This window comes from Segnochrobactrum spirostomi (assembly GCF_009600605.1).
Lineage (GTDB): Bacteria > Pseudomonadota > Alphaproteobacteria > Rhizobiales > Segnochrobactraceae > Segnochrobactrum > Segnochrobactrum spirostomi.
In genome coordinates this window covers 335,493-355,625 of sequence record NZ_VWNA01000002.1, presented here as the reverse complement: position 1 = coordinate 355,625, position 20,133 = coordinate 335,493, and the positions used below count along the sequence as shown (strand labels likewise).

At 66.9% G+C, this 20,133-nt stretch carries 18 protein-coding genes; 8 read left to right on the top strand and 10 right to left on the bottom strand.

Features of this window, described 5'->3' with window-relative positions:
• Positions 1-3 precede the first annotated feature (3 nt).
• Positions 4-1,026 carry a LacI family DNA-binding transcriptional regulator gene (locus F0357_RS20135; protein ID WP_153488536.1) on the bottom strand — a complete coding sequence of 341 codons (1,023 nt, stop codon included), beginning with the start codon at positions 1,024-1,026 and terminating at the stop codon, positions 4-6.
• Positions 1,027-1,208: 182 nt separating this feature from the next.
• Between F0357_RS20135 and F0357_RS20130 the strand changes: the two genes are divergently transcribed.
• From F0357_RS20130 to F0357_RS20110, 5 genes are all read left to right on the top strand, one after another.
• A complete protein-coding gene (locus tag F0357_RS20130) occupies positions 1,209-2,735 on the top strand; it encodes a sugar ABC transporter ATP-binding protein (protein ID WP_153488532.1) in 1,527 nt (508 codons plus the stop codon).
• A gap of 74 nt (positions 2,736-2,809) precedes the next feature.
• Positions 2,810-3,817 carry an ABC transporter permease gene (locus F0357_RS20125; RefSeq protein WP_153488837.1) on the top strand — a complete coding sequence of 336 codons (1,008 nt, stop codon included), beginning with the start codon at positions 2,810-2,812 and terminating at the stop codon, positions 3,815-3,817.
• A 73-nt stretch (positions 3,818-3,890) separates the two neighbouring features.
• Positions 3,891-4,832, top strand: a complete 942-nt coding sequence (locus F0357_RS20120; RefSeq protein WP_153488521.1) for a substrate-binding domain-containing protein — start codon at positions 3,891-3,893, stop codon at positions 4,830-4,832.
• Positions 4,833-4,965: 133 nt separating this feature from the next.
• The gene (locus tag F0357_RS20115) at positions 4,966-6,018 is read left to right on the top strand and encodes a sugar phosphate isomerase/epimerase family protein (protein WP_153488517.1); all 1,053 of its coding nucleotides are present in this window, start codon (positions 4,966-4,968) and stop codon (positions 6,016-6,018) included.
• Between the two features lie 91 nt (positions 6,019-6,109).
• Positions 6,110-7,282, top strand: coding sequence for a Gfo/Idh/MocA family protein (locus F0357_RS20110; RefSeq protein WP_153488514.1), 1,173 nt, complete (start codon positions 6,110-6,112; stop codon positions 7,280-7,282).
• A 40-nt stretch (positions 7,283-7,322) separates the two neighbouring features.
• Here the strand turns inward: F0357_RS20110 and F0357_RS20105 are convergent, their stop codons facing one another.
• From F0357_RS20105 to F0357_RS20070, 8 genes are all read right to left on the bottom strand, one after another.
• Positions 7,323-8,147, bottom strand: a complete 825-nt coding sequence (locus F0357_RS20105) for a creatininase family protein (RefSeq protein ID WP_208948501.1) — start codon at positions 8,145-8,147, stop codon at positions 7,323-7,325.
• Between the two features lie 16 nt (positions 8,148-8,163).
• Positions 8,164-9,783, bottom strand: coding sequence for a 5-guanidino-2-oxopentanoate decarboxylase (locus F0357_RS20100; protein ID WP_208948500.1), 1,620 nt, complete (start codon positions 9,781-9,783; stop codon positions 8,164-8,166).
• A gap of 102 nt (positions 9,784-9,885) precedes the next feature.
• Positions 9,886-10,578, bottom strand: a complete 693-nt coding sequence (locus F0357_RS20095; protein WP_153488510.1) for an RraA family protein — start codon at positions 10,576-10,578, stop codon at positions 9,886-9,888.
• Positions 10,579-10,614: 36 nt separating this feature from the next.
• On the bottom strand, positions 10,615-11,700 hold the full coding sequence (locus F0357_RS20090) for an ABC transporter ATP-binding protein (RefSeq protein ID WP_208948499.1): 1,086 nt from the start codon (positions 11,698-11,700) through the stop codon (positions 10,615-10,617).
• A gap of 165 nt (positions 11,701-11,865) precedes the next feature.
• A complete protein-coding gene (locus F0357_RS20085) occupies positions 11,866-12,912 on the bottom strand; it encodes an ABC transporter substrate-binding protein (protein ID WP_246161792.1) in 1,047 nt (348 codons plus the stop codon).
• A 54-nt stretch (positions 12,913-12,966) separates the two neighbouring features.
• Positions 12,967-13,830 carry an ABC transporter permease gene (locus F0357_RS20080; RefSeq protein ID WP_246161791.1) on the bottom strand — a complete coding sequence of 288 codons (864 nt, stop codon included), beginning with the start codon at positions 13,828-13,830 and terminating at the stop codon, positions 12,967-12,969.
• Positions 13,827-14,693: an ABC transporter permease gene (locus tag F0357_RS20075; RefSeq protein ID WP_153488496.1), complete on the bottom strand. Its 867-nt coding sequence runs from the start codon at positions 14,691-14,693 to the stop codon at positions 13,827-13,829. Before F0357_RS20075 ends, F0357_RS20080 begins: the two co-directional genes overlap by 4 nt.
• Positions 14,690-15,301 (bottom strand): GntR family transcriptional regulator, encoded by a 612-nt coding sequence (locus F0357_RS20070; RefSeq protein WP_153488826.1) that lies wholly within the window; start codon positions 15,299-15,301, stop codon positions 14,690-14,692. Before F0357_RS20070 ends, F0357_RS20075 begins: the two co-directional genes overlap by 4 nt.
• A 378-nt stretch (positions 15,302-15,679) precedes the next feature.
• On the opposite strand from F0357_RS20070, the gene F0357_RS20065 reads away from it, so the two are divergent.
• Genes F0357_RS20065 through F0357_RS20055 form a run of 3 tightly spaced genes read left to right on the top strand, consistent with a single transcriptional unit; the run spans position 15,680 to position 19,394 of the window.
• Positions 15,680-17,161, top strand: coding sequence for an NAD-dependent succinate-semialdehyde dehydrogenase (locus F0357_RS20065; RefSeq protein WP_153488492.1), 1,482 nt, complete (start codon positions 15,680-15,682; stop codon positions 17,159-17,161).
• Positions 17,162-17,166: 5 nt separating this feature from the next.
• Positions 17,167-18,405 (top strand): iron-containing alcohol dehydrogenase, encoded by a 1,239-nt coding sequence (locus tag F0357_RS20060; RefSeq protein ID WP_153488487.1) that lies wholly within the window; start codon positions 17,167-17,169, stop codon positions 18,403-18,405.
• Complete coding sequence (locus F0357_RS20055; protein WP_312861759.1) at positions 18,390-19,394, top strand: MBL fold metallo-hydrolase; 1,005 nt, start codon at positions 18,390-18,392, stop codon at positions 19,392-19,394. The genes F0357_RS20060 and F0357_RS20055 overlap by 16 nt, the downstream gene beginning before the upstream one ends.
• On the opposite strand, the gene F0357_RS20050 is transcribed toward F0357_RS20055, so the two are convergent.
• The gene (locus F0357_RS20050) at positions 19,333-20,121 is read right to left on the bottom strand and encodes a GntR family transcriptional regulator (RefSeq protein WP_153488485.1); all 789 of its coding nucleotides are present in this window, start codon (positions 20,119-20,121) and stop codon (positions 19,333-19,335) included. The two genes, F0357_RS20055 and F0357_RS20050, sit on opposite strands and share 62 nt — an antisense overlap.
• Positions 20,122-20,133 lie beyond the last annotated feature (12 nt).

Genomic DNA, 20,133 nt, shown 5'->3' with positions numbered 1-20,133 from the left:
GCCTTATCGCGCGCGGAGGGGGGAGGTGACGGAGCCGCGGACGATGAGGTCGGGCAGGATGAGGATCTCCTCGATCCCGGCGCCCGGCGCGTCGAGCTGCTTCAGAAGCAGCGCCATGGCCTGACGCCCGATCGCCGAGCGGGGCTGGCGCACCGTTGTCAGCGGCGGGTTGAGAAAGGTCGCCTGCGGCACGTCGTCGAAGCCGATCACCGAGAAGTCGCGCGGCAGGTCGTAGCCGCGGGCGGCGAGGCCGTTGATGACGCCGACCGCGGTCGCGTCGTTGACGCACATGAAGGCGGTCGGCAGCGTGTCACGCATGAAGAGCTGTTCGACGGCGAGGCGGCCGGCCTCGATCGACCCCTCGCCATCGACGACGATCCGCCGCTCGGGCGGAATGCGGGCCGCATCGAGGGCAAGATCGTAGCCCTTGCGCCGCCGCACGTGGCCGAGCTTGGTCTTCGAATCGCCGATGAATGCGATCTCGCGGTGGCCCGAGGCGAGCAGATATTCGGCTGCCTTGCGGGCGCCCGCCGTGTCGTCCACGCCGACATAAGACACCTTGGCGCCGAACACCGGCTCGAAGACGGCAACCGTGGGCGGGAGGCGCTGTGCCAGATCCTGATGTCCGAACGGCTCGTGGCCGGTGAAGAGCACCAGCCCGGCGGCTTGGTTCGAGGTCAGGAATTTCAGATAATCGAGCCCACGCTCCGGATCGTTCTGGGTGTGGCCGATCAGGACGCCATAGCCGTGGCCGCGTGCCTCGTTCTCGATGCCGATCAGGATCGAGGAGAAGTTGGGATCGCCGATGTCCGGCGCCAGCACCAGGATCATGTTGGAGCGACCCATGCGCAGGCTGCGGGCCATGGCATTGGTCGTGTAGCCGGTGATGGCAATCGCCTGATTGACCCTCTGCCGGGTCGATTTCGCCACCTTGTCCGGCGTGTGGATGGCCCGGCTCACGGTCGCGATGGAGACCTCCGCGAGGCGGGCAACATCTTCGATCGTGGCGGGGGAAGCGTTCGACAAGGCGAGGTCCGATCCGGCTTCTCAAGAGCTCGCAATGGCTTGAAGCGATCCGGTCTGAGCCGCAACGGGCAATCCGCATTGCGCGGAATATTCCCCAAGGCTCGAATGATGTAAACCTTTACACGCAAAATGTAAAGGTTTACACAAATCCCGAAGCGGTCGGTGAACCGCGGGAGGAAACGATGCTCGGGGATGGGGGAGAGGCGCGGACGCCCGTGCTGGCGGCCGAGCGCGTGTCGAAGACGTTCGGCGAAGTCCAGGTTCTGTTCAGCGTCGATTTCGACCTGATGCCCGGCGAGGTCCATGCGCTGCTCGGCGAGAACGGCGCCGGCAAATCGACGCTCGTGAAGATCCTGTCCGGCTTCGAAAGCCCAACGTCGGGACGCATTCTGCTCGACGGCGAACCCGTCACGCTGCCGGCTAACGGCGACGCCGAGGCGCTCGGCATCGTCCTGATCCACCAGGAATTCAACCTGGCGGAGCACCTGACCGTCGCCGAAAGCCTCTTTCTCGGCCGCGAGGTCACCCGGTTCGGCGTGCTCGACCGCCGCTTCATGCGAGCCGAGACGCGCCGCATCCTCGACCAGTTGGGCTCCCACGTCGACGAGAACGCCCTGATCAGTTCGCTCGCCGTCGCCGACAAACAGATGGTCGAGATCGCCAAGGCGATCAGCCGCGAGGCGCGGGTGATCTTCATGGACGAGCCGACGGCGGTGCTCTCCCGCGAAGAGACCGACATCCTGTTCGACCAGGTGCGCAAGCTCCGCGCCAAGGGCACGAGCTTCGTGTTCGTCACCCACAAGCTCGACGAGGTGATGGAGATCAGCGACCGCGTCACGGTGCTGCGCGACGGGCAGTGGATCAAGACCGCCCCGACGGCGCTGCTCGACAGCGACGCGATCGCCCAGCTCATGGTCGGGCGCGAGCTCTCCCGGCTCTACCCCGCCAAGCAGGAGCCGGACGTCGACGAGGAGATCGTCCTCTCCGTCCGCGGACTTTCGACCGGCTACGTGAAGGATATCGGCTTCGAGCTGCGCAAGGGCGAAGTGCTGGGCTTCTCCGGTCTCATCGGGTCCGGTCGCACCGAGATCATGGAGGCGATCGTCGGCCTGCGGCCGCGGCTCTCCGGTGAAGTCATCGTGAAGGGGGCGCCGCTGCCGCCGAACGACCTCGCCGAAGCGGCCCGTCGTGGCCTCGCCTACATGACGAAGGACCGCAAGGGGCGGGGCCTTCTCCTCGGCGAGGGCATGACCGCGAACCTCACCCTGCAATCGCTCGCCCGCCATGTTCGCCACGTCTATCTCGACCCGGCGAGCGAGCGCGAGGCGATGGCGCGCGCCAAAAGGCGGTTCGATATCCGCGTCCGCGACGACCGGGTGCGGGTCGGCCGCATGTCGGGCGGCAATCAGCAGAAGCTGCTGCTCGCCAAGATCATGGAGACCGCGCCCGAGATCGTCGTCATCGACGAACCGACCCGCGGCATCGACGTCGGCACCAAGCAGCAGATCTATCATTTCATCGCCGCGCTCGCCCGGGACGGGTGCTCGGTCATCGTCATCTCGTCTGAGATGCCGGAGGTGATCGGTCTCTGCACCCGGGTCGCGGTGATGCGGGAGGGACGGCTCGTCGGGATGCTCGAGGGCGAGGAAATCAACGAGCAGACCATCATGCGCTACGCCGCCGGCCTGAAGCGGCAGATGGCGAGCTGACGTCAACGAACGCCAGGACAATGCGGCGGTGAAAGCGCGACCGGCGCGCGCCGCCCGGGAGGAGACGAGTGACCATGCATGTCGAGGGCGGCAGCGCTTCAGCCAAGCGCCAGAGAATCTGGCGCGACATCGATATGAGGGCGATCGCCCCGTTCGCGGCGCTCATCCTGCTCTTGATCGTCGGCGCGCTCGTCAATCCGAACTTCATCGGCCTCAACAATCTCGCCAATGTGGCGACGCGCTCGGCCTTCATCGCGATCATCGCGGTCGGCGCGACCTTCGTGATCTCGTCCGGCGACCTCGACCTGTCTGTCGGCTCGATGGTCGCCTTCGTCGCGAGCCTGATGATCCTATTCATGAATTCCGGCGTGATCGCCGACCCGGCCCTGATGCTCGCCGCCGCGGTGGTGCTGACGGTCGTGGTCGGCTCGCTCTGCGGCCTCGCCAACGGCCTCATCACGACCGTCGGGCGCATCGAGCCCTTCATCGCCACCCTCGGCACCATGGGCATCTACCGGGGGCTGACGACCTGGCTGTCCCAGGGCGGCGCGATCACGCTGCGTTCCCCCGAGCAGCAGGCGCTCTACCGTCCGGTTTATTTCGGCTCGATCGCCGGCATCCCGGTGCCGATCCTGGCCATCCTTCTCGTCACCGCCATCGCCGCCTTCATCCTCTACCGGACACGCTATGGCCGGCACGTCACCGCCGTCGGGTCGAGCCGCGAGGTCGCGCGCTATTCGGGCATCGCTGTCAACCGCGTCCGCACCATCGCCTTCGTCATCCAGGGGCTCTGCGTCGCCATCGCGGTGCTGCTCTACGTGCCGCGCCTCGGCTCGACCTCAGCGACGACCGGCATGCTGTGGGAATTGCAGGCGATCACCGCCGTCGTCGTCGGCGGCACCGCGCTCAAGGGCGGCGCAGGCCGCGTGTGGGGCACCATCTGCGGCGCCTTCATCCTCGAATTGGTGGGCAACATCATGCTGCTCTCCAACTTCATCAGCGAATACCTGATCGGCGCCATCCAGGGCTCGATCATCATCATCGCCATGCTCGTGCAGCGGTCGCTGACGCGCAAGGCGTAGAGCGGTCCGGGCTCATGAAGGGGGACGCCCGGGTCCCATATCGCCTGCCCCCGGCACTCTGGGAGGAACAAGAATGAGAAAGATCATCGCGCTCGGCGTCGCCATGACGGCGATGTTCGGAATCGCTCAGGCGCAGGAGACCAAGACCATCGGCGTCTCCATCCCGGCCGCCGACCACGGCTGGACGTCGGGTGTCGTCTACCACGCCAACCGCGTCGCGGAGCTCCTCATGAAGGAGCATCCGGGGCTCAAGGTCGTGGTGAAGACGTCGCCGGACCCGGCAACCCAGGCGAACGCGCTCCAGGACCTTGAAGTCCAGGGCATCGACGCGCTCGTCATCCTGCCGACCGATCCCGATCCGCTCGTCAACGCCATCAAGGAAGTGAAGGGCAAGGGCACGTTCGTCGCGATCGTCGACCGCGCCCCCTCCGTCAACGACGACAGCGTGCGCGACCTCTATGTCGCCGGCAACAATCCGGCGCTCGGCGAGGTCGCCGGCCGCTACATCAAGGAGCACACCCCGGACGCCCAGGTGGTCGTCATCCGCGGCCTCCCGATCCCGATCGATCAACAGCGCCAGGACGGCTTCGACAAGGGCATCGCGGGCTCCAACGTGAAGGTGCTCGATCGTCAGTTCGGCAACTGGAACCGCGACGACGCCTTCCGGGTGATGCAGGACTACCTGACGAAGTACCCGAAGATCGACGTGGTGTGGTGCCAGGACGACGACATGGCGGTCGGCGTCCTGCAGGCGATCGAGCAGGCGAAGCGCACCGACATCCAGTACGTCGTCGGCGGCGCCGGCTCCAAGGACATGATCAAGAAGGTCATGGACGGCGACAAGATCATTCCGGTCGACGTGCTCTATCCGCCGGCGATGGTGGGCACCGCTATGGAGCTGACGGCCGCCGCGCTCTACGATCAGGTCCCGGTGCGCGGCACCTATACCCTCGACGCGACGCTCGTCACCAAGGACAACGCCAAGGGCTTCTACTTCCCGGACTCGCCGTTCTGACAGCGGCGATGCCTTCGCCATCGCGCTCCGCCCGGCGATCCCGGGCGGGGCGCCGACCCAGAGGCCGGATCGGGCCGCGCGGCCGAGCCGGCTCGGCCGACCGCAGAGACAAGAAAATCGGGGAGAGACGCTCATGAAGACGATCAAGGGTCCCGCCATTTTTCTCGGACAGTTCGCCGGAGACGCCGCGCCGTTCAATTCCTGGGACGGCATCACCAAATGGGCCGCCGAGAAGGGCTATGTCGGCGTCCAGGTGCCGACCTGGGCGAGCCAGTTGATCGACCTCGAGACGGCCGCGGGTTCCAAGGATTATTGCGACGAGTTCGCCGGTATCGCCCGGGCGAACGGCGTGGCGGTGACCGAGCTCTCGACCCACCTGCAGGGCCAGCTCGTCGCCGTGCATCCGGCCTATGACGAGGCCTTCGACGGCTTCGCGGCGCCGGCGGTGCGCGGCAATCCGAAGGCGCGCCAAGAATGGGCCGTCGAGCAGGTCAAGATGGCGCTCAAGGCGTCACGCCATCTCGGCATCAAGGCCCACGCGACCTTTTCCGGCGCCCTCGCATGGCCCTTCATCTATCCGTGGCCGCAGCGTCCGGCCGGTCTGGTCGAGCTCGCCTTCGAAGAACTCGCGAGGCGCTGGACCCCGATCCTCGATTTCGCCGACGAGCAGGGCGTCGACGTCTGCTACGAGATCCATCCCGGCGAAGACCTGCACGACGGGGTGACCTTCGAGATGTTCCTCGACCGGGTCGGCCACCACGCGCGTGCCAACATGCTCTACGACCCGTCGCACTATGTCCTGCAATGTCTCGATTATCTCGCCAATCTCGACATCTACCGGGACCGCATCAAGATGTTCCACGTCAAGGATGCGGAGTTCAATCCGACCGGGCGACAGGGCGTCTACGGCGGCTTCCAAAGCTGGGTCGACCGGGCCGGCCGCTTCCGCTCGCTCGGCGACGGACAGGTCGATTTCGGCGCCGTGTTCTCGAAGCTCACCGCCAACGACTTCGACGGCTGGGCGGTGGTGGAATGGGAATGCGCGCTGAAGAACTCGGAGGACGGCGCGCGGGAGGGCGCCGAGTTCGTCAAGGCGCACATCATCCGGGTGACGGATAAGGCGTTCGACGATTTCGCCGCCGGCGGCACCGACGAGGCGGCCAACCGGCGCCTGCTGGGGCTGTGAGGCGGGGCAGCCGAAGACTGCCGTCAGCGCCGGAGCGCCCGCCCCTGCGGGCGAGCCGCCGGATGAAGACCGTGTCGGGGAGAGAGATGTCATGACGATCGAAGCCAGCAAATCGGGCGCACGCGCGGCCAGGATCCGCCTCGGCATGGTGGGCGGCGGGCAGGGCGCCTTCATCGGTGCCGTGCACCGCATGGCGGCCCGGCTCGACGACCATTACGACCTCGTCGCGGGGGCGCTCTCCTCGACGCCGGAGAAGTCCCTCGCCTCGGGCCGCGAGCTCGGCCTCGATCCGGCGCGCTGCTACGGCTCGTTCGAGGCGATGGCGGAGGCGGAGGCGGCGCGGGCGGACGGCATCGAGGCCGTCTCGATCGTGACGCCGAACCATCTGCATTATCCGGCGGCCAAGGCCTTTCTCGAGCGCGGCATCCACGTCATCTGCGACAAGCCGCTGACCGCCAATCTCGAGGACGCGCAACGGCTCAAGGCCGTCGCGGACGGCGCGAAGGCGCTCTTCATCCTCACCCACAATTATACCGGCTACCCGATGGTGCGGCACGCCCGCGAACTGGTGCGTTCGGGCGCGCTCGGCGAGGTCCGCCTCGTGCAGATGGAATATCCGCAGGATTGGCTCGCCGAGCCGGTCGAGGAGACCGGACACAAGCAGGCGGTGTGGCGCACGGACCCGGCCCAATCCGGCGTCGGCGGCTCGACCGGCGACATCGGCACCCACGCCTACAATCTGGGTTCCTTCATCTCCGGCCTGGAGCTCGATGAACTGGCCGCCGACGTCCACACCTTCGTCGCCGGCCGCCGGCTCGACGACAACGCCCACGTGATGCTCCGCTTCAAGGGCGGCGCCAAGGGCCTGCTGTGGTGCAGTCAGGTCGCCGTCGGCCACGAGAACGGGCTCAAGGTGCGGGTCTACGGCACCAAGGCGGGCCTCGAATGGACCCAGGCCGACCCGAATTATCTCTGGGTGACGAAGCTCGGCGAGCCGAAGCAGCTCGTCACCCGCGGCGGCGCCGGCGCGAACGCGGCCGCGGCGCGCGTCACCCGCATCCCGAACGGCCATCCCGAAGGCTATCTGGAGGCCTTCGCCACGATCTATTCGGAAGCCGCGGCCGCCATCAACGCGGCGAAATCCGGCACGCCCCTCGACCCGGCGGTGACCTTTCCAACCGTCGACGACGGCGTCAAAGGCGTCGCCTTCGTCACGGCCTGCATCGAAAGCTCGAGGCAGAACGGGGCCTGGGTGAAGCTCTGAGCGGCGGCGGCCCGCCGCCGCCTCACGGGGCGGCCGCGGGTCAGGCGCCCGCCGTCACGAAATAGCGGATGAAATCCGCCCCGAGCGCGGTCAACCGCTCGGCCAGCGCCGCGCCGGTCTCGGCCGAGCAGAGGCGTGGATCGCCTTCCCACACCCCGTTCGGCGCGATGGTGTCGAGTTCGAGCGGCAGGTGGATGTTGGCACCCTGGAAGCGGACCGTTCCGAAATCGGACACATCGAGACCGAGCGCCTTAGGCTGTGGCGGCGGGCCGGGAATGAGGTCGGGCCGGATCAGGTCGGGAAAGAAGTGCATGGTGACGCTGGTCAGAGGATCGGCACCATGGCCGGCCGAGCGCGCCGCCTTCTCGCCGAGGAGCTCGGGCAGCAATCCGTAGGCGATTGCCCACAGATAGAGGCTCGGAATCGTTACGCCGTGATTGCGGCGAATGGCGAGGGTCGTCTGGTGTACGGCGTCGACATTGCCGCCGTGCCCGTTGACGACGATCAGGCGGTCGAGCTTGTGACGAAGCAGGCATTCGAACATGTCGGCGAGCACCGCCTTCAGCGTCTCCTGCCCGAGCGCGATACCGCCTGGCATGGTGCCGAAATAGTCCGCCCCACCGAACGGCAGCACCGGGGCGACGAGGGTTCGGATGCCAGCAGCGGTCGCCCGCCGGGCGATCGCCTCGGCCACCGCGTCGGCGGAGAGATAGTCCCCCATCGGCGCATGGGGGCCTTGGTCCTCATGACTGCCGAGGGGGAGCAGGATCACCGGATTGTCCGCGAGCAGGGCACGAGCCTCGCCGCCGGTGAGTTCGGCCATGCGCACTTTGGCGGTATCGGCGGCGGAACGGGTGTCGGTCATCGCGGGGTTCCGTGGCTCAATCGTTGGCGGCGAGGAAGGGGGCGTCTTCGTTGAGCTCGATCAGCGTCGGCCCGTCGGCGGCGAACGCGGCCTTCAGCGCGTCCGCGAACTCGGCGAGCGAATCCGGACGCGCCAGCCGGCAGCCGAAGGCCTTGGCGAGCGTCCCGTAATCCGGGTTGAGCTGGTTCACCCCGATCTCCGGGATGTTGCGCCGACGCATCCCGTCGCGGATCTGGGCAAGGCTGTCATTGTTCCAGAGGACGATCGCGAGCGGCAGCTTCTGCTCGACGGCGGTGGCGAGCTCCTGGACGGTGAAGAGAAGCCCGCCATCGCCGACGAGGACGACGGTCGGGCGATCCGGTGCTGCGAGCTGGCCACCGATCGCCGCCGGCAGGGCGAAACCGAGGGTGCCGTAGCCGGTCGGGAAGAAGAAGCTGCGCGGGCGCGAAACCGGAAAGAAGGCATAGGCGGTGTAGACGATCTGCGTCATGTCGCCGAACACCATGCCGTCGTCCGGCAGGGCTGCGCGCAAGGCTTCCAGCACGACGACGTGCTTGCGCTCGAGCGGTGTGAGTGCCTCCCGCTCCGCCACCCGCACGGAAATCACCTCGCTGCCGTCCGCCAGGGTGGACGCCGGCTCGAACTCGTCGAGGGCGTCGACAAGATCTTCGAGGGCGGCCCGTGCATCGCCGACGATGGCGAGGGCCACGTCGTAATCCTGCACCGTAACCGCCGGATCGATGTCGATGCGGATCAGCGCGCCGGAGAACGGAAACGGCTCGTCGAGCCACACATCCGGTTCGGCGAGTTCGGTTCCAATCGCCAGGACCACATCGGCGCTCGCGAGGAAGGCTTGGGTCGCCGGCCGGTCGAGGGTCGTCTCGAGGGCGAGCGGATGGCCGTCGGGGATCACGCCCTTGGCGGCGATGGTCGGAATGACCGGTGCCCCGAGCTTCTCGGCGAGCCGGGTGAGGGCCTCGGCCGCGTTCACCGTGCCGCCGCCGGCGACGATCATCGGGCGGCTCGCGCCCGCGAGCAGGCTCGCCGCCTCGGCGATCGCATCCGGATCCGGCAGGGGCGGGCGCGGGGTCGGGCGAGCGCGACCGGGGCGCGGATCGGGCGTGGCGATCACGTCGAGGGGCAACGAGATGTGGACGGGGCGCGGGCGGGCCGAGCGGAACAGGGCGAACGCGCGATCGACCAGCTCGTGAACCTGCTCGACGCTGAGGGCCACCTGGGAGAAAGCCGTCAGCGGTTCGGTCACCCGGGCCTGATCGCGGATTTCATGGAGCCGGCCGCGGTGCATACCGAGGTCGCGCACGGCGGCCACGCTCGAGAGAAGAAGCATGGGCTGGGAATCGCTGTAGGCTTGACCGAGCGGCGTCGCCGCATTGGTCACCCCCGGCCCGCTGATGAGCAGGCAAACGCCCGGTTTGCCCGACACGCGGGCATAGCCGTCGGCCATGAAGCCGGCGCCCTGTTCGTGGCGCACGCCGATATGGCGGATGGCACTGCCGGGCAGCCCGCGATAGGCCTCCAGCGTGTGGACCCCCGGCATCCCGAAGACCGTATCGACGCCATAGGCGGAAAGGATCTCCACGAGGCGGGTGCCGCAGGAAGGAATGTCGTCGCTCACGTCGAAACCTCGGAATTTCTGGTCATTCGGCCGGTCTCATGAGACCGGGACAAAGGGGGAGAAGAGGGGCGGGCACGAGCCCAAGTCTCGCGCGGATCCGGGTCAGCCGTGCTTGGCATCGGCCGCGGTGCGGACCGCGATCATGCCGGCGATGTCCACGAGATCCTGAAGGCTCTTGCCGGCTCGCAGTTCAGCGATCCAATCGCCTTCCTCGGCCTGATCGGCGAGTGCGATGTCGGTGATCCCGGTCACGACCTCCGGCGCCAGCACCACGATGCCGCAATCGTCGGCGAGCACGGCATCGCCGGGGCGCACCGCGACGCCGCCGCAGGACACCGGCACATTGAAGCCACCGCCGAGGTTGAGGAGCTTGGTCGTGATCGGCGAGACGGAGCGGGCCCAGGTCGGCACACCCGCCTCGCGGATCGCCGCCGGATCGGTGACGGCGCCGTCCACGATCACCCCGGCGAGACCCCGAAGCTTGGCGACGGAGGCCATGAAGCCACCCCAGCAGGCATGACGGGTATCGCCCGCCCGCTCGATGACGAGAACATCGCCCGGCCGCACGCGGTCCATGGCGTGGTAGAGCAAGGTCGAATCCGGCCCTGGGATAGTGACCGTCACAGCGGTGCCGGCGATGCGCACGCCGTCGATGATCGGCCGCACGGCGGCATCGACGAAGCGGTCGTGCCAATAATGACCGATGGTCGCCACCTCCACCGCGCCGAGGCGCTTCAGGGCATCTACCGGAAGCGCCGCCGGCAGATCATTGAGGCGGTAGGATTCTAGTTTCATGGGTTTTATCCAGCACGTGATCGGAAGGGGCGGCGCTCAATCCGCAAGGGCGCGGAGCGCCGTAAGCCGGCATGCGAGCCAGATCGGACTGCCGGGTTCTGAGGGAAGGGCGGCGGAGAGATCCGTGTTCTGGACGCGCGCGACCATCGTTTCACCGCCGTCGATCTCGACGACGACGCGCCGATCGGTGCCGATATAGATGATCTCCCGCAGCCGCCCGGGGAGATGGAGAAGGTCCGACGCGTCCTGGGCCGGACCCGAGGCGACGCGGAGCGCCTCCGGGCGGATCGTGAGGGTCACCCCAACGCCGGAGAAGCCCGCCGGCGCCGGGACATCGACGACCGTGCCGGCCACCGCAACCGAGATCGCAGGCCCCAAGCGTCCGACCACCGAAGCGGAGAGAAAATTCGTCTCGCCGATGAAATCGGCGCCGAACCGGGTGGTCGGCCGTTCGTAGATGCCGACCGGATCGTCCACCTGCAGCACCTTGCCCCCGCTCATGATCGCGATGCGGTCGGACAGGGTGAGCGCCTCTTCCTGGTCGTGCGTGACGAGAACGAAGGTGATGCCGAGCTGACGCTGCATGTGCTTCAGCTCCATCTGCATCTCCTTGCGGAGTTTCAGATCGAGCGCGGCGAGGGGCTCGTCGAGGAGCAGAACGGAGGGCTTGTTGACGAGCGCCCGGGCGAGCGCAACGCGCTGCTGCTGGCCGCCGGATAGCTCGGAGGGCTTGCGCCCCGCCATCGCCTCCATGCGGACGAGCTTCAGGGCGTCGCCGACCCGCTGCCGGCGTTCCGCGCGGGGGACACGCTTGAGCGAGAGCCCGAACGCAACGTTCGCCTCGACATCGAGGTGCGGGAATAAGGCATAGGATTGGAAGACCGTATTGACCGGCCGTCGATGCGCCGGCTCGCCCGCCATCGCGCGGCCTTGGATCATCACGTCGCCGCTCGTCGGCTGTTCGAATCCGGCGATGAGGCGCAGCGTCGTCGTCTTGCCGCAGCCGCTCGGGCCGAGCAGTGTGAAGAACTCGCCCGACCGGATCGCGAGATCGATCCCGGACACGGCGGTGAACGACCCGAAGGTCTTGACGACATTACGCAGCAGGACGGCTTCGGCCATCGACGACATCTCGCGCGGGAAGGAAGCGGCGACCGAGGCGGGTCGCGGCGGAAGTGGCGGCTTCCGCTGCAAGGGAGCGGAAGCCGCCGTTCGACGGTGCGGGGTGGGGAGCCGGCCGTCGAAGCCCGGACGGCAGGACCGGAGAACGGGAGCTCCAACACCCTGTCAGGGCGCCGCCTTCACCTTGGTCCAGCCGTCCTGATAGAATTTGGTCGCCGGTCCGAGATCGAGGATGAAGTCGGCCTTGGCGAGGCTCTCGGGCGGCGGGAAGATCGCCGTGTTCTTCACGATGTCGGCGGGCAACTTCTCCTTGGACGCTTCGACCGAGGTCGCAAGCTGCGCGAGTTCCGTCGTCTTCGCCGCCACGTCCGGGCGCAGCAGGTAGTTGAGGAACTTGTAGGCGGCGTCCGGGTTCGGCGCGTCCTTGGCGACGGCGTAGCCGTCCACCCACATCGTGCCGCCTTCGCTCGGCAGGACATATTTGACCTTCGGATTGTCCTTGATCGCCTGGAGCACGTTGCCGCTCCACGCTTCGACGATGCAGGCCTCGCCCGAGGAAACGAGATCGGCGAAGTTCGTGCTGTTGTAGCCGCCGAGCAGCGGCTTCTGCTCGATGAGCGATTGCGTCGCCTTCTCGATCTCGGCCTGGGAGGTCGAATTTGCCTTGAAGCCGTTGACCTGGAGCCCCGCGATATAGGCCGCGAGCATGTTGTCGAGCATATAGATGCGGCCCTTATATTGCGGGTCCCACATCGCCTTCCAGCTTGTGATCGGCTCCTTGACGCAATCGGAATTGTAGGCGAGCCCGGTCGTACCCCAGACATAGGGCACGCTCACCTTGTTGCCGGGGTCGTAGGACACCGTCTTGAAGCTCGGCGAAAGCCCCGCGAGGTTCGGGATCTTGGCATGATCGAGATCGACGATCAGGCCCTTCTTGGCGAGGATCTGCACCGCATATTGCGACGGGTTGACCACGTCGTAACCGGAACCGCCCGCCGAGAGCTTGGCGATGAGAGATTCATTGCTGTCGAAGGTGTCGAACCGGACGGTGATCCCCGTCTCCTTTTCGAAGTCCTTCACGATCGCATCCGGCAGCTCGCCCGACCAGGCATAGACCGCCAGTTCCTCGGCCGCCGCCGGCGTCATTACGACCGGTGCCGCCATCAGCACGGAGAGGCTCAGCCCCGCCGCCAGCATCTTCGTCTTCGACATGCCTTGTTCCCCTTTGTTGATGGTGCCGCGCACTGCGCGGTTGCTCGTCTCCGGTTAATGATCCGGCTTCTTGTTGAAGGTGAGCGCCAGATACCGGGTCATCACGACCAGGATGATCGCCACGTTGAAGGCGACCATCAGCGTTCCGAGCGCGTTGATCTGCGGCGTGATGCCGAGTTTCAGCATGGAATAGATGTGGATCGGCAGCGGCGTCGTGCCGACACCGGCGGTGAACGTCGACATGACGAAATTGTCGAAGGACAGCGTCGCGGCGAGAAGGAACGCCGTCATGATGGATGGCGCCAGGAGAGGCATCGTCACGCGTGTGAAAACTTGCCAATCGTTGGCGCCGAGGTCAGCCGCGGCCTCGTCGAGTCGATGATCGAGCGCCGCCGTCGCGGCGCGGACGATCAACGTCGTGAACGGGATGGTGACGAGGATGTGGCCCGCGATCATCGAGCCGTAGCCGAGCCCGAGGCCGGTCGCCACCATGAAGACGAGCAGGCCGACAGCCATCACGATCTCGGGCAGCACCAGAGGCGCCGTCAGGAGCGTCGAGAAGAACGCCGCCCCGAGGAAACGCCGCCGCCCGAGCGCCAAGGCGGCGAGGGTTCCGACAATGGTGCTCGCGCTCGCGGAAACCACCGCGACCATTACGCTGACCCAGAACGCACGGCCGAGGTTACGATCGGCGAAGACGGCCTCGTACCATTTGAAGCTGAACCCGCTCCAAACCACCGTCGAGCGGCCGGCATTGAACGAATAGGCGATGAGGACGACGAGCGGGGCAAAGAGGAAGACGTAGGCGAGGACCAGGATGGTTGGCGACAGCGCCCGCGCCACGAACATCTCGATCCGGCTCGCCAAGACACCCGCGGACGACGACCGGAAGGAATGGCCAGGGGAGAGGCTCGTCATGACCGTGCCGCCTCCAGCCGCTGGAGAATCCGCATATAGACAAGAATGAGGGCGATCGAAGCGGCGAGCAGGACGACCGACACCGCCGCGCCGAGCGGGATGTTGCGGAACTCCAGGAAGAGCTGGACGATCAGGTTTCCGATCACGATCGACTTGCCGCCGCCGAGCAGAGCCGGGATCGCGAAAGCCCCCATCGCCGGCACGAAGACGAACAGGATCGCCGCCATGACCCCCGGCAGGGAGAGCGGCAGCGTGACCCGCCAAAACGCCGCGATCGGCCCCGCTCCGAGATCGTCCGCCGCCTCGATCAGGATCGGCGGAATGGGGTTGAGGGCCGCGTAGATCGGGAATATTGCCGTCGGCAGAAACGCATAGACGAGGCCGACCAGTACGGCGCCTTCGGTGCCGAGCATGCCGATCGGAGCGTCGAGCAAACCGCTCGCGACGAGCCCGGCATTGACGAGGCCGTTGCGCCCGAGCAGGACGACCCAGGCCGAGATCCGGATCAGGAAGTTGATCCAGAACGGGATCAACATCAGAACCAGAAGGACGGGCGCCAGGCGCCCGGCGCGAAAGGCGATGAAATAGGCGGCCGGGTAACCGACGATGAGGCAGATGATCGTCGTCAGCCCCGCGAGCGACACCGAGTTCCACAACACGTGGAGATAAAGCGGATCGAGAAGAGCGGTGTAGTTCTCGGAGGTGAAGACGGGCAGCACGCCGCCATAATCATCGCGGGCGGAGAAGCTGTAGCCGATGACGATCAGCATCGGCGCGACGAGAAAGACGATCATCAGCACCGTCGCCGGCGACAGCAGCCCGGCAAGAACGAGCGCCCGACGGCGGGCCGGATCGCCGCTCATGGCGACACCCGCTTAGGGCGGGCGCCGGCGTTAGCGGCTTCGGTGGCTGCGTCCGCGCCGCCGGCCGCGGCGGACATGATGTCCTTGATCGGATCGATATCGAGATGGGCGCGCATGACGTCTTCGGCCGCCTTCGCATCGCCGGCACGCAGCGCCTCGACCATGCCCTCGTAAGCCCAGAGCTCTTCGGAAATCAGCGCAACGGAAAGATGGGATTTATAAAGTGCGCGAACCGAGAGACCGTAATAGCGCGCCACGGCTTCCTTCAGATGCGCGTTATTGGCGGCCTCGGCCACGATGAGATGGAAGCGCTCGTCCACCTCGAGGTTCCACACCGGATCGCGGTTTCCCTCGGCAACGCCCTGGCGCGCCTCCTCGACCAAGGTCGCGAGCCTCTCCAGCAAGTCCGGCGAAACGCGGCGGGCCGCGAGCCGCGCCGAAAGTGCCTCGAGCTCGCGGCGCACCTCGAACAGCGAGAAGAAATCGCTCGCCGAAAGCTGAGCCACGAAATGGCCGCGGCGGGGAACGTTCTCGACGAGGTTCTCCTGCACCAGACGGAACAGCGCCTCCCGAAGCGGCGTGCGGCCGACACCGAGGCGCTCCATCATCGCCGCCTCCTCGATCAGCGCCCCGGCGGCAGCTCGGTGCGGATGATCATGAGGCGCAGGCGCTCATAGGCGCTGTCGCTTTGGCGGGACGGGGACTGCGGGGACGGTAGGGACACGGCCGGCTTCCTCCAACGCGATATATTCAGAATATATTTGTTTGGCTGTCAATCGGCACCGCCCGCGGATTTCCGTGGAAGCAGGCCCGACACGGGCGCCGGAATGAGAATTTCCCCACGCATCCAGATCGCGCTCCGCACCGCGACGCGGCGTCCCGCGAGCCCTTCCGCCCCTCGAACCCTATTGCCCTCCCCATATCACCGTATTATCGTAATACTGCTACGGTGCCCGAACAGAGAGCATCGGCACGGGAGGACGATCATGGATCTTCAGGCAGGGGCCGCAGGGTGGGGTCTCGCCGCCGTCAGGACGGGCTTGTTCATCGACGGCGAGTGGCAAAGCGGCGACGGCTCGATCTCCGTCGTGAACCCGGCCGACGGCGCGGTCCTCGCCGAGGTCGCGAACGGCACGCCGCATCATGCGCGGCTCGCCCTCGATGCCGCGGTGCGCGCGCAAGAAGCGTGGGGGCGGATGGCGCCCCGGGCCCGCGCCAACCTGATGCACGCGGCGCACCGGCTCATGCTGGAGCGCGAGGACATCATCGCCCGCACGATGACGCTCGAAAGCGGCAAGCCGCTGACGGAATCCCGGGCCGAATTCCTGCTCTCCGCCGATTTCCTGCTGTGGTTCGCCGAACAGGTGGCGCATCTCCACGGCAGCTACGCCACCAGTTCCCAAGGTGGCTGCCGGGTCGTCGTCGCCCAGCAGCCGGTCGGCCCGAGCCTGCTCATCACGCCGTGGAACTTCCCCCTCCTGATGATCGTCCGCAAGGCCGGCGCGGCGCTTGCCGCCGGCTGTACGACCATCATCAAGACCGCGCAGGAGACGCCGCTCACGGGCGCGCTGTTCACCGAGATCCTAGAGGAGGTCGGCTTTCCGCGGGGGGTGGTGAACCTCATCCACACGAACTCCTCCGCCCCGATCTCCGATTTCCTGTTGCGCGACCCGCGGCTGCGCAAGGTCAGCTTCACCGGATCGACGCGGGTCGGGAGCCAGCTCCTCGCGCTCGGCGCCGAGAACATCGTCAATTGCTCCATGGAGCTCGGTGGTGACGGCCCGTTCGTGGTGCTCGACGATGCCGATGTCGACCTCGCGGTGGAGCAGGCGATCATCTGCAAGTTCCGCAATGCCGGGCAGGCATGCGTGGCGGCGAACCGCATCATCGTCGACCGCAAGGTCGAGGGCGACTTCACCGAGCGCTTCGTCGCCAAGGTGAAGGCGCTCACCGTCGGCAATGGCCTCGATCCGGTCGATGTCGGCCCGATGATCTCCGCGCGCCAGCGCGACCGCCTGTACGACACCCTGGCCGATCTCACGCGGGCGGGCGGCGAGGTACTGACCGGTGGCCGAGCCATTCAGCGCCCCGGCTTCTTCTTCGAGCCGACGGTGGTGCGCTTCGACGGCCCGAACGCGGTGATCTGCAACAACGAATTGTTCGCCCCGATCGCGACGATCTTCGGCGTCGACGGCGTCGATGAGGCGCTCGACTTCGCCAACAACTCGCGCTACGGCCTCGCTTCGTACGTCTTCACCCGCGATCTCACACGCGCGGTCGCCTTCGGCGAGCGGCTGGAATTCGGCATGGTCGGCATCAATCGCGGCATCATGGCCGATCCGGCGGCCCCCTTCGGGGGCACCAAGGCGTCCGGCATCGGCCGCGAGGCGGGCCATCACGGCATCTACGAATTCCTCGAGCAGAAATACATGGCTCTGACGGTTGGCGATCTCGGGGTGCCGGCGTGACCACGATGCAGAACAGGCTGGGCCTCGGGCTCGTCCGCCAGCCGAGAACGGTGCTGTTCGGTCCGGGTCAGCGCCGGCAGCTTCCTCAGATCGCCGCAAGCTACGGCCGCCGGTGCCTTCTCGTCACCGACGCCCGCATGGCCTCGACGCCGGAGTTCCAGGAGATCGCGGCTCAGCTCGAGGCGGCGGGTTTCGTCGTGTTCCTCTACGACGGCGCGCTGCCGGACCTGCCGAGAGCCAACGTGATGGAGGCCGCCGCCGCCCAGGCGGATCGCGGCATCGACGTGATCGTCGGCATCGGCGGCGGCTCGTCGATGGACCTCGCCAAGTCGGTCTCGGCGGTGCTCTCCCACGGGGGCGACGTGCGGGACTATTTCGGCGAGTTCCAGGTGCCGGGTCCGACGCTCCCCGTGATCACCGTGCCGACGACCGGCGGCACCGGCGCGGAGGTGACCAGCCTCGCCATCGTGTTCGACGAGGAGCGCGGCGCGAAAATGGCGATCGCCGACGTTCGGATCGAGCCCGTCGCGGCCATCATCGATCCCGAGCTGACGCTGAGCTGCCCGCGCGGCCTCACCGCGGCGACGGCCGCCGACGCGCTCTCCCATCTCGTCGAAGCCTTCACGGCGCGGCCGAAGAACCCGACGCCCGAGCAGCTCGCCACACAGATCTATGTCGGCAAGAACCGGATCACCGACCTGTTCTGCGCCGAAGGGCTGCGGCTCATGAACGGCGCCCTGGCGCGCGTCGTCGCGAACCCGGCGGACCTCGAGGCCCGCTCGGACGTGATGTTCGCCGCCTATTGCGCGGGGATGGCGATCAACACCACAGGCACCGCCGCGGCCCATGCGATCCAGTCGCCGATCGCCGCGATCGGCCATGTCGCGCACGGCTTCGGCGTCGGCGCGCTCTTGCCTTATGTGATGCGGCTCAACCTGCCGTACGCGACGGCGGAGTTCGCCGCGATCGGCCGTCTGCTCGAGGTCGCCGGGCCGGACCAGCCGGAGCTCGAACAGGCGCGTGCCGGCATCGAGCGGATCGAACGCCTGCTCGAACTCGTCGGCGCGCCCCTCGAACTGAGGGCGCTCGGGGTGACCGAGGATCACGTCGCCCAGATCGCGAGCGCCTCGGTGAAGGCGACGCGGCTGGTGCTCAACAATCCCGCACCGCTGACGGAGGCGACGGTCGCCGCTTTGCTCGTGCGCGGGATCGCCGGAGACAGGAGTTGGTGGACGGCGCCCTGACGCGGGCGCCGGACCGAAAACGACACTCGACCCAAGAAAAAGCGGCGCAACCGCCGCATCAACAAAAGCGCGAAAGGGGAGGCAAAATGAGCGCAGTGCGCCAAAGACGCCAGAATGCCGGCTGGCATCGCTTCGACGTCGGCGACTTCGAATGCACCGTCCTGTGGGACGGCTATATCCATCACGGCTACGAGGGCATTTTCCCGAACGCCGATCCGGATGAAATGGCCCGTCTCAAGGCGGAACACCGGCTACCCGTCGACCACATCCCGATGGATCTGAACCCAGTCGTGGTCAACACGGGGCAGCATCTCCTCCTGATCGATGCGGGGATGGGCCGGACCTCCACCATGTTCGGCGACAAGATGGGCCGCATGCGGGAGAACATGGCGGCCGCCGGCATCGACCCGGCGGAGGTGGATGCCGTGCTCATGACGCACCTGCACCCGGACCATTCCTATGGTCTGATCGAGCCCGACGGCAGCGCGACGTTCCCCAATGCCGACCTCTATTGCACGTCGGCCGACTGGGCCGAATGGACCGACGAGGCCAATCTGCGGCGCAACGATTTCCGCGCGCCGTGGACCTCAGGCACGCTCGAGGCCGTCGGCCCCTATCGTGACCGGCTGAAGCTGTTCGAGCCGGGCGACACCCTGTTTCCGGGCGTCTCGACGTTCTGCGTGGCAGGTCACGCCGCCGGAATGTGCGCCTATATCTTCGAGAGCGCGGGGGAGAAGGTGGTGTTCACGGGCGACGTCGCCCATCATCACGTGTTCGACCCGTACCACCCGGAATGGTTCTTCCACATGGACTACGACACCAGTCCGGAGAAGGGTGCGGCGGCCAAGGCGGCGATCTTCGCGAAGGTCGCGGACGAGGGAATCCGTTTTCACGGATACCATTTCCCCTATCCGGGGCTCGGCGACGTTACGCGCGCACCTGATGGGACCTACCGTTTCCACGCCGAGGCGGTGAACCCGCGGCTTTAGTCTCGGACGGCGAGGCCTCGCGCTTCGCCGCTTCCGCCTCTTCGAAGAGCTCGCGATTGCGGCGGCTATATTCCATTACGGCGAGGTCGCCGGCGAGCATGATGTGGTGCTCGCAGGCGGTCCAGGCCGCCTCCGGGTCTCGCGTGACCGCCGCCGCCTCGATGATGGTCTCGAGCTCGGCGATCGACAACTCGATGCGTGCGGGATCGACGAACGCGTAGCGGCGGAACACGGCGATCCGGGCGTGGAAGCTGCGCAGGTTCTCCGTCAGGATCTCGTTACCCGCCCCTTCGGTGAGCTGCCGGTAGAAGTCGGCCTTGATCTCTTCGCGGCTGTCGATGTCGCCCTTGCGATATTCCTTGTCGAGCCGGCTACGCAGCCGCACCAGTTCCTTGCACTGAGCGGGCGTGGCGTTGAGGGCGAACAGCTTGCCGGCGAGGCCCTCCATCGCGGCGCGCACCACATAGATCGCCTTGATCTCGGCTTCCGTCAGCACGGTGACGACGGGGCCGAGGTTCGGCTTCACCTGGATCAGGTGCTCGGATTCGAGCTGCCGCAACGCCTCGCGGATTACCGTCCGCGAGACCCCGTAGGTTTCGCACAGAGCATTCTCGACCAGCCGCTGGCCTGGCATCAGGCCACCGTTCAAGATGTCTTCGCGAATGAGGCGCACCACCTGCTGACGCAAGGGCGCTGCCGTCCGGGCGATGGTCCTGCCGTTTTGCATCATGGCTGTCCG

What these genes read in the sequence shown, in the direction of transcription:
- F0357_RS20080 (WP_246161791.1), bottom strand. Translation starts at nt 13,830, where the DNA reads ATGACGAGCCTCTCCCCTGGCCATTCCTTCCGGTCGTCGTCCGCGGGT.
- F0357_RS20105 (WP_208948501.1), bottom strand. Translation starts at nt 8,147, where the DNA reads ATGACCGACACCCGTTCCGCCGCCGATACCGCCAAAGTGCGCATGGCC.
- F0357_RS20130 (WP_153488532.1), top strand. Translation starts at nt 1,209, where the DNA reads ATGCTCGGGGATGGGGGAGAGGCGCGGACGCCCGTGCTGGCGGCCGAG.
- F0357_RS20120 (WP_153488521.1), top strand. Translation starts at nt 3,891, where the DNA reads ATGAGAAAGATCATCGCGCTCGGCGTCGCCATGACGGCGATGTTCGGA.
- F0357_RS20065 (WP_153488492.1), top strand. Translation starts at nt 15,680, where the DNA reads ATGGATCTTCAGGCAGGGGCCGCAGGGTGGGGTCTCGCCGCCGTCAGG.
- F0357_RS20110 (WP_153488514.1), top strand. Translation starts at nt 6,110, where the DNA reads ATGACGATCGAAGCCAGCAAATCGGGCGCACGCGCGGCCAGGATCCGC.
- F0357_RS20050 (WP_153488485.1), bottom strand. Translation starts at nt 20,121, where the DNA reads ATGCAAAACGGCAGGACCATCGCCCGGACGGCAGCGCCCTTGCGTCAG.
- F0357_RS20075 (WP_153488496.1), bottom strand. Translation starts at nt 14,693, where the DNA reads ATGAGCGGCGATCCGGCCCGCCGTCGGGCGCTCGTTCTTGCCGGGCTG.
- F0357_RS20125 (WP_153488837.1), top strand. Translation starts at nt 2,810, where the DNA reads ATGCATGTCGAGGGCGGCAGCGCTTCAGCCAAGCGCCAGAGAATCTGG.
- F0357_RS20090 (WP_208948499.1), bottom strand. Translation starts at nt 11,700, where the DNA reads ATGGCCGAAGCCGTCCTGCTGCGTAATGTCGTCAAGACCTTCGGGTCG.
- F0357_RS20085 (WP_246161792.1), bottom strand. Translation starts at nt 12,912, where the DNA reads ATGTCGAAGACGAAGATGCTGGCGGCGGGGCTGAGCCTCTCCGTGCTG.
- F0357_RS20095 (WP_153488510.1), bottom strand. Translation starts at nt 10,578, where the DNA reads ATGAAACTAGAATCCTACCGCCTCAATGATCTGCCGGCGGCGCTTCCG.
- F0357_RS20060 (WP_153488487.1), top strand. Translation starts at nt 17,167, where the DNA reads ATGCAGAACAGGCTGGGCCTCGGGCTCGTCCGCCAGCCGAGAACGGTG.
- F0357_RS20070 (WP_153488826.1), bottom strand. Translation starts at nt 15,301, where the DNA reads ATGATGGAGCGCCTCGGTGTCGGCCGCACGCCGCTTCGGGAGGCGCTG.
- F0357_RS20115 (WP_153488517.1), top strand. Translation starts at nt 4,966, where the DNA reads ATGAAGACGATCAAGGGTCCCGCCATTTTTCTCGGACAGTTCGCCGGA.